The organism is Glutamicibacter sp. AGC84, assembly GCF_053543575.1.
The window spans coordinates 89,819-97,945 of record NZ_JBLVOC010000020.1; the positions used below are offsets into that span (position 1 = coordinate 89,819).

Annotated in this window: 9 protein-coding genes; 7 read left to right on the top strand and 2 right to left on the bottom strand. The window is 62.8% G+C overall.

Annotated elements, in window-relative coordinates; all coding sequences use genetic code 11:
* The first annotated feature begins 76 nt into the window (after positions 1–76).
* The 4 genes from ACNPN0_RS12725 to ACNPN0_RS12740 all read left to right on the top strand — a co-directional run bounded on the left by ACNPN0_RS12725 (position 77) and on the right by ACNPN0_RS12740 (position 2,240).
* Positions 77–685, top strand: a complete 609-nt coding sequence (locus ACNPN0_RS12725) for a class I SAM-dependent methyltransferase (protein WP_448938598.1) — start codon at positions 77–79, stop codon at positions 683–685.
* Between the two features lie 256 nt (positions 686–941).
* Positions 942–1,604, top strand: a complete 663-nt coding sequence (locus tag ACNPN0_RS12730; RefSeq protein ID WP_332489097.1) for a hypothetical protein — start codon at positions 942–944, stop codon at positions 1,602–1,604.
* On the top strand, positions 1,591–1,884 hold the full coding sequence (locus ACNPN0_RS12735; protein WP_402734985.1) for a transcriptional regulator: 294 nt from the start codon (positions 1,591–1,593) through the stop codon (positions 1,882–1,884). Before ACNPN0_RS12730 ends, ACNPN0_RS12735 begins: the two co-directional genes overlap by 14 nt.
* Positions 1,885–2,045: 161 nt before the next feature.
* The gene (locus ACNPN0_RS12740; RefSeq protein WP_332595170.1) at positions 2,046–2,240 is read left to right on the top strand and encodes a CsbD family protein; all 195 of its coding nucleotides are present in this window, start codon (positions 2,046–2,048) and stop codon (positions 2,238–2,240) included.
* 86 nt (positions 2,241–2,326) lie between these two features.
* Here the strand turns inward: ACNPN0_RS12740 and ACNPN0_RS12745 are convergent, their stop codons facing one another.
* Positions 2,327–3,553 (bottom strand): methyltransferase, encoded by a 1,227-nt coding sequence (locus ACNPN0_RS12745; RefSeq protein WP_448938599.1) that lies wholly within the window; start codon positions 3,551–3,553, stop codon positions 2,327–2,329.
* A gap of 285 nt (positions 3,554–3,838) precedes the next feature.
* Here ACNPN0_RS12745 and argE point away from each other — a divergent pair, with 285 nt between their 5' ends.
* Both argE and ACNPN0_RS12755 read left to right on the top strand, forming a co-directional pair.
* Positions 3,839–5,008 (top strand): acetylornithine deacetylase, encoded by a 1,170-nt coding sequence (argE, locus tag ACNPN0_RS12750; RefSeq protein WP_448938600.1) that lies wholly within the window; start codon positions 3,839–3,841, stop codon positions 5,006–5,008.
* Positions 5,005–6,279, top strand: a complete 1,275-nt coding sequence (locus tag ACNPN0_RS12755; protein ID WP_105657759.1) for an MFS transporter — start codon at positions 5,005–5,007, stop codon at positions 6,277–6,279. The genes argE and ACNPN0_RS12755 overlap by 4 nt, the downstream gene beginning before the upstream one ends.
* An 83-nt stretch (positions 6,280–6,362) precedes the next feature.
* Here the strand turns inward: ACNPN0_RS12755 and trhA are convergent, their stop codons facing one another.
* Positions 6,363–7,052, bottom strand: coding sequence for a PAQR family membrane homeostasis protein TrhA (trhA, locus tag ACNPN0_RS12760; RefSeq protein WP_181148856.1), 690 nt, complete (start codon positions 7,050–7,052; stop codon positions 6,363–6,365).
* A gap of 110 nt (positions 7,053–7,162) precedes the next feature.
* Between trhA and ACNPN0_RS12765 the strand changes: the two genes are divergently transcribed.
* On the top strand, positions 7,163–8,095 hold the full coding sequence (locus ACNPN0_RS12765) for a zeta toxin family protein (protein WP_448938601.1): 933 nt from the start codon (positions 7,163–7,165) through the stop codon (positions 8,093–8,095).
* The last annotated feature ends 32 nt before the right edge of the window (positions 8,096–8,127 follow it).

Here is an 8,127-nt window from a genome sequence, read left to right on the forward strand (position 1 = left end):
TTGAAGCGCTCTTCTTCGTATTCCCGGCCGGCGCCAGCCAATCGCCGAATGCCAGCGAAAGTGCGAAACTGGATGCATGACTGCACCAGAAGAAAACCTTTGGCTCGCCACCGTTCGCAAGAACCCGGACCACTCGCAGAATTTTGCCCAGCGCTGGCGCACGCTTGCCGCCGAAGGCCAGGATATTTTCGGGGAAGCTCGCGCCGTTGACGCGATGGTTGCCCGGGGCAGCAGAATTCTGGATGCCGGATGCGGGACCGGGCGGATCGGCGGCTGGCTTTCCGAGCAAGGGCACCAAGTGGTTGGCGTGGACCTCGACCCGCATTTAATCGATGTTGCCCGGGCAGATTACCCCAAAGCCCAATGGCAGGTCGGCAATCTGGCTGACTTCACCATCGCTGACGCAGCGGGGGAGAACCAGGAATTCGACCTGATAGTTTCTGCCGGCAATGTCGTCACCTTCCTCTCCGAGTCCGAACGCCGCCCGGCGCTGCAGCAACTGCGCGGGCATCTGGCGGCAGACGGGCGCATGATCATCGGCTTCGGCTCGGGACGCGGCTACGGGTTCGATGACTTCGAGGCCGACGCTTTGGAGGCGGGGCTGGCACTGCAGCAACGCTATTCGACCTGGAACTTCCATTTGCGTGCCGCCGATTTCCTGGTGGCCGTGCTCGGGCGCAAATAGCGCCAAGCGCAAACCGAGCGCTGCAGGAAAAATCCACTTCGCTTCCATGCGACGTGCAATCGCTCTTGAAAGGCCCTGGCCTGCGGCTTCTGCCGTGGGTCGAAAACGGCGGGGTGCGATTAGGCGCAGCTGCCAGAATGCGCCTCTTGCGGTAAGCCGTCGTTAGCGCTATCTTGAACTTTGTAATGCAAAGTGGTTTTCATCACGTACTGCTTTGCGGCTCGGAGGCGGTGATCGCCGAAGGAGGCAGTGCGCCATGGACAACACGAACAGCAATGACATCGACCCGGCTCGCATTCTGCGTGGAATCGAATCGGATGCACAGCAAGCCCGCGAGGGCATGAGCCCGAACCAGCAACTGCTGTTCTCCATCTGGGGCGGTGCCTGGATCATTGCCTTCCTCGGGCTCTACTTGGCACTCGCGCCACAGGGCTCGCCGCTGCTGCCGCCGGCGGTTGGCATCGGCACCGCAGTTGCCTCATTCCTCATCGCGATCGTGACTTCCGGCGTGCATTCGGCCAAGCGCGGTTCGGGGACCAAAGGTCCGTCGATGGCGCAAGGGGCGATCTACGGCAACACTTTCAGTCTGGGCATGATCATCACCGCCTTGCTCGGTTGGCGGCTGCATGCCGAGGGGCTGAGCTCAATGGGCATGGCGACTTTTGCCCTCACTGGCCTGTGCCTGGTGATCGGCGTGCTCGTGGTTGCCGGCTCGGTGCTCTTCAACGACCGGGCCCAGCTGGTCTTCGGGTCCTGGATCCTGGCTATTGCCCTGCTCTCACTGGCCGCGCCGGCACCGCATAACCTCTTGGCCGGTGCAGTTGGCGGGCTGGGATTCATCGTGCTGGGCCTGCTGCACGGCAGCAAGCCGGAACTGGTCTCAGGAGCGTTGATCCGGGGTGGGCATGCAGGAGCTTGACCCGCTGATCCACGCCCAGGCACGGCTGAGGACCGTCACGGTCCTGGACACCTTGCGGGCCGGGGACAGCATCTCGTTTCCCAAGCTGCAGGGCCTGCTGTCGATGACCTCGGGTAATCTGGCCACGCATTTGCGCAAGCTGGAAGACGGTGACTACGTGAAGGTGGACAAGATCCTGGAGGGGCGCAGCCCAGTGACCTACATTGCCTTGACCCGCGCTGGGCGAACCGCCTTCGAAGAGTACAAGGAACAGCTTCGCGCATTGCTGGATACGGTGTGATCGTCGGACGAACGTGCAAGGCTACACGCAATTGCGCAGCCAGGGAGGAACCGGGAAAATCTGCCAGCTAATGCAGAGGCCCGTGACAGGTGAATCATCTGCGCGGCCCATTAGGCTGGAGAAGGTACGCTGTCGAATCAACTGCAGAAGGAGATTTTCCAATGGGCCTAGGCGATAAGATCCAGAACAAGGCGCAAGAAGTTTCGGGCAAGGCCAAGGAATCCGTAGGCGATGCGACCGGCAATGAGCGGCTGCAGGCTGAAGGCGTAAAGGACCAAGCCGCTGCGAAAGCCAAGCAGGCCGGCGAGTCAGTCAAGGATGCGGCCAAGGACGTTCGCGACGGCCTGGACAAGTAGCAACCGGCACGCAGGAACTTAAACGGCAAAGGTGCCCGCGAATACCGCGGGCGCCTTTGCCGTTTCTGTCTGGAACGCACCCGGGGCTACTTGGCCTTGAGCCTCCACAATGAAGTGGTTTCCTTCGAACGGGCCGCATGCAGCACGTCCTGGGCATCCTGTGCGCGGTGGTGCCTTGGCGCGGTGTCGATCTTGTCGATGACTTCCAGGCCTGCCGCCTCGATGGCCTCCAGCAGCAGCGCGCGGGTACGCAAGCCCAGCAGCTCGGCGAGATCCGAGATGATCAGCCATCCTTCGCCGTTCTCGGTCAGGTGACCGGGCAATCCGCGCAGGAACTGCATCAGCATCTTGCTCTCGGGATCGTAGATGGCCGCATCCAGGGTGCTTGGCGCGCTGCCCGGAAGCCACGGGGGATTGCACACGACCAGCGGGGCCCGGCCTTCGGGGAACATGCTGGTCAGTTGCGCACGGGCGGCGCCGGAAATGCCCAAGCGCGCGAAGTTGTCGTTGGCGCAGTCCACCGCACGCTGGTGGATGTCGGTGCCGATGACCTGCTTGACTCCGCGGCGGGCCAGCACTGCCGAGAGCACTCCGGTTCCGGTGCCGATGTCGAAAGCCAGCGAGAGGTCCTCCAGCGGGGCCACCGCCACCAGATCCACATATTCCTGGCGGGTGGGCATGAAGGTCCCGTAGGCCGGGTGGATTTTCGCTCCCAGGGCCGGAACGTCCACGCCCTTCAGGAACCACTGGTGGGCACTGAGCATGCCAGCTAGTTCCTGCAGGCTGGCCACAGCCCGGTGACCTGCCAGGTCTGCGGCCTGCTCGTAGCCGAATGCCACCGCCGGACCGACGATCGGCGCCCGGGGCAAGTCCAGGACGGCCAGGCCGTCCTCGGCCTGGAAATCCAAGGGAACCAGGATCAGCGACAGCATCCGCGAACGCTGGGCCCGGGCCTGCCGGATGGCGTAGAACTTCTGCGCATCATCCAGGACCTTCTTCTTGGCCTTCGCGCTGCTGGCCTTGGCCGCGTTGGCGGCCGCCATGCGCCGGTCCATGGCGGCGAGCAGCTGCTTGGCGTTGTGGAAGTCGCCGGTCCACAGCATGGCCGTGCCGCGGGCCGCGTGGCGCATGGCCGCATCCGCGCTCAAGCGGTCATCGGCCACCACGATGTGTGCTGGTGCCCGGCGGGAATTGGCGGACAGCCAGATGGCCGTGGTGCTGGTTCCTTCGTGGTCCCAGGAAACGGTCACAGGGGCGGTGGCGGAATGGGAAGCGATGGGATGGCCCTGTCGATCAGCGTTGCTCAAGCGCATGGCAACCGCGCATGAGCTGTTCTGTTGCGAGGGGCTGGACTTCCAATTCTACCGGTCCCGGCCAGACTAGATGGGCCGGTGCCTGGCGCCCAGCTGTTCGAGGATCCTATTCACGGCAATCTGCTCGCCAGCAAGCCGCCTCCGGGAACGCGATCATGCACTATCTGCGTGGTGCCGGCGTTATTCCCGACTAGCCAGAGGCCATTCTTTGACATCTTCTAGGTGGTGCGGGAGCAATATGGAAACATGAATCCATAGCATCATCGCCTAGAACCAGGAGCTGAAATGCCCGCGCCCAGCGAAGCAAGCATGAAAGAAATCCACGAGCTCATCGCCGTGGACACCACTAGCCGCGACAGCAACCTTGCGCTGATCGGGAATGTCGTGAAGAAGCTGGACGCCTATGGCATCAGCTCCCAGCTGATCCACAACGAAGAGGGCACCAAGGCCAATCTGCTGGCCACCATCCCCGCCGCCGATGGAACCCGCACCGGCGGCATTGTGCTTTCCGGGCACACCGACGTGGTGCCAGTGGACGGGCAGAAATGGAGCAGCGATCCATTCGACGCCCAGGTGCGCGCAGGCAAGCTCTATGGCCGCGGCACCTGCGACATGAAGGGCTTCCTCGGGGTGATCCTGGCCAAGCTGGACCAGTTCACCGGCGCAGAACTTGCCGAACCAATCCACCTGGCGCTGTCCTACGACGAAGAAGTCGGCTGCGTCGGGGCGGTGTCGCTGGTGCAGAGAATTGTTGACGAGAAGCTGGCGCCTCGCGGATGCTTCGTGGGGGAGCCATCGAGCATGCGGGCGATCCGCGGCCACAAGTCGATGAACGTTTTCCGCGCCGAATTCAACGGCGTCGCAGCGCACTCCTCGCTGCCTTCCGAGGGAGTCAACGCCATTTCCTATGCGCTGCGCTTCGCGAATTTCGTCGAGGAGGTTTCGGCCGAGCTGCGCAACCACGGCCCGCGCGATGAAGCGTTCATCGAACCGACCACCACCATGAACGTGAACAAGTTCGACGGCGGCATCGCGGTGAACACCATTCCCTCGCAGGCGGTCGTGTTCTTCGAGTACCGCTCGCTCGCGGTGGTGGACCGCGAGGCGCTGACCGCGCGCTTGCGCGAAGAAGCGGCCAAGCTGGAAGCCCAGATGCGCGAGCAGAACCCGAGCTGCTCCGTGGAGTTCTCCCAGCAGGCGGGCGCTCCGGGACTGGATACCGCTGCGGAGGAAGGGATCGTGTCCTTCGCGGCCGCCTGCGGCGCCATTGCCACCGATGAAAAGGTCACCTATGGCACGGAGGCCGGGCTGTTCGCCGCGGCCGGCATTCCCACCGTGGTGTGCGGTCCTGGCGATATCGCCCAGGCCCACGCTCCGGACGAATACATCGAGCTGGAGCAGATCGTGGCATGCGAGAACTTCATCGATTCACTGATTGCGCAGGTCAGCTCGTGAGCGCCGAGGTGAAGGCGACACCCGAGCAGATCGTCAAAGCCCGCAAGGCGGTCATTTCCAGTTCCATTGGCGCGGCGCTGGAATGGTTCGACATCATTGTCTATGCCACCTTCGCGACCACCATTGCCAAGGTGTTCTATCCGGAATCGGACGGCACGTTCGCGCTGATTCTCACCTTCGCCACCTTCGCGATTTCCTACCTGATCCGCCCCCTGGGCGGCATGGTCCTGGGCAGCTACGCCGACCGCAAGGGACGCAAGAACGCGCTGACCCTCACCCTGGGCTTGATGATGCTCGGTACGCTGATCATGGCCGTGGCGCCGCCCTATGAGGTGGCGGGCGTAGCCGGTGCCTTGATCATCCTGCTCTCGCGCATGATCCAGGGCTTCTCTGCCGGTGGCGAGTTCGGCACGGCCACTGCATTCCTGATCGAAACCGCACCGCACAAGAAGGCGTTCTACTCTTCGTGGCAGGTCGCCAGCCAGGGTGCATCCATGCTGCTGGCTTCTGCCTTCGGCTACTTCCTGACCACCGGCCTGAGCCAGGAAGCCCTGGAAAGCTGGGGCTGGCGCGTGCCGTTCTTCGTTGGCCTGCTGATCGGGCCGGTAGGCCTGTACATCCGCGCCAAGCTGGATGAAACCGACGAGTTCGTTTCCGCCGCCAAGGAAAAATCGCCACTGGGCACGCTGTTCACCCAGCACTACGGCCGCCTGCTGGCCGCAGCGGCAACCATTGGCGTGGCCACGATTTCGGTGTACATGATCCTGTACATGCCGACCTTCGCCGTCACGAACCTGAAGATCCCTGCCGACGCGGCCTTCCTGGGCGGCATCTCGGCGGGCATCATCACATTGTGCGGCGTCCCGCTGGTGGGCCATCTGGCTGACCGCATTGGCCCGGCCCGGGTGATGACCTACGCAGCGGTCGCGGCGTTCGTGCTGGCCTACCCGCTGTTCAAGCTGATGACCTCGAACCCGAGCGTAATCGTGATGGTGATCGTGATCGCGGTTCTCGGCGTGATCATGTCCTTCTATTTCGGTCCGCTGCCGGCGTTGCTCTCCAATCTCTTCCCGGCTGCCATCCGTGGTTCGGGCCTGTCGGTGGCCTACAACGTGGGCGTGACCCTATTGGGCGGAATCGCCCCGCTGGTACTGACGTGGCTGCTGGACCTGACCGGGTCGCTGGATGCACCGAGCCTGTACTACATGGCAATTGCCGTGATTTCGCTGATCGGCCTCGTGGTCGTGCGAAAGCGCTACGGCCAGCGCTAGTCCCGCCTCGGATTCAGCCAAAGATCGCCGCAAGCTCTCTCGTGGAGCTTGCGGCGATCTCTTTTTCCAGCGGGTTCGCGCGCTTACAGGGCCACCAGAAGCACAGCCGTCCAGTGGCACAGGAAGGCCATGACGGTGCAGGCATGGAAGAGCTCGTGGAATCCGAAAATGCTCGGCAGCGGATTTGGCCGCTTCGTGGCGTAGAAAACCGCACCGATCGTGTAGGCCAGGCCGCCAGCGAGAATCAGGATCATCACCGCGGGGTTCGCGGCCCAGAACGCTGGCAACTGCATCAATGCGCCCCACCCGAGCAGGATGTAGAGGCTGACTCCAACCCAGCGGGGTGCCGCGGGCCAGAATGACTTGATGGCAATGCCGGCCAGTGCACCGGCCCAGATGACGGACAGCACGATGATCGCCTGCGGACCGGGCAAGGTCAATGCTGCTACCGGAGTGTAGGTGCCGGCAATGAGCAGGAAGATGTTCGCATGGTCGGCCCGGCGGAAGAGCCCCATCACCTTGTCGGTCCAGTTGCCACGATGGTAAAGAGCCGAGGTGCCGAAGAGCAGGATCGAGCAGAGCGCGAAGACCGCGGTGGTCCATTCCGCCAAGCGTCCGTTGGCCAGTACGACCAGCACCAGGCTCATGATGATGATGCCCGGGGTGGACCAGGCGTGGATCAGCCCGCGCCAGCGAGTGCGCTCGGTGCCGATGTGCGCGAAGGTTCGCCCGGCTCGGCCTTTGCCTGCAGATGGTAGCGGTGCGGTAGCCATGGGTCTCCTTAACGTCGTGCGCGGGCACTGGGCCCAACATCGAACTATACGATAACCGGCTGTCAGCGTGCTGTGGGGTCATCGCGATAATTCCCGATTAGGATTCGAATATGGCAGATGACCAAGAAATCACCGACCACCTGAAGACTATTGCTCAACTCAATGAGCCCGGAGAAGTGCTGGCCAATGATTCACCGTTCATCTCCGTGCGCAACCCTGACTGGTTCGAAGAAGTGGCCCCGGGCTCGTGGAAGGCGATCGGGGAACGCGATCAGTTGCACCGGCGGTTGATCGACCAGGAACTGCGGGCATCGGGCAGCGCCAAAGCGCAGCGCCAAGCTGTTGTGCTTGCCGGAGCTCCGGGAGCCGGCAAGAGCAGCCTGCTGCGCGAACTGCTTGGCGGGCACGAGGATGACTATGTGGTGATCGATGCCGATGAATTCAAGGCGAACCTGATGCGCGAAGCGCAAGAAGACGGAACCTACGAAGGATTCTTCAAGCCTCGGGAAGTCAGGGAGCGCGAGCAGCGCGGTGAGCAGTTCTTCCCGATGGACATGGCGAGCCTGGTGCATGAGGAATCTTCCATGCTCAGCGAGAACCTGCGTGCCGCATGCTTCGAGCAAGGGCTGAATGTCGTCATTGACAAGGTCCTTGCGTCCGAGGATTCAGCGCAGAAGCTAGCCGCTCAGCTGGAGGAAGCCGGATACGAGATTCAGATCGTGGAGGCGTACGCGCCGCAGGATGTCTCGGAAGAACGGATTGTTGAACGCTGGGAAAAGCAGCAGGAAGCTTCCCTGGATGGCGACGACAAGCTCGGTGCACGCTGGGTTCCCGAAGGATTTACCGATATGGTCTTCGACGCCCCGGGCCAGCGCTCCCGGCCTGCTGCCGTGGCCCAGATGTTCGCACGCAACTGCCCCGCGGTACTGAGCTTCAAGGTGTTCCATACCGCGCTTGGGGAAGCCTCGGACACTGAGGGGAGCCTTCTGCTTTTCGAATTGCGCAGGGAAGCAGTGGGCGCTGAGCTGCTGCGGGTGAAGTAGCCAAGGCAAGAGAAAAACCCGCCGAGCAGCAG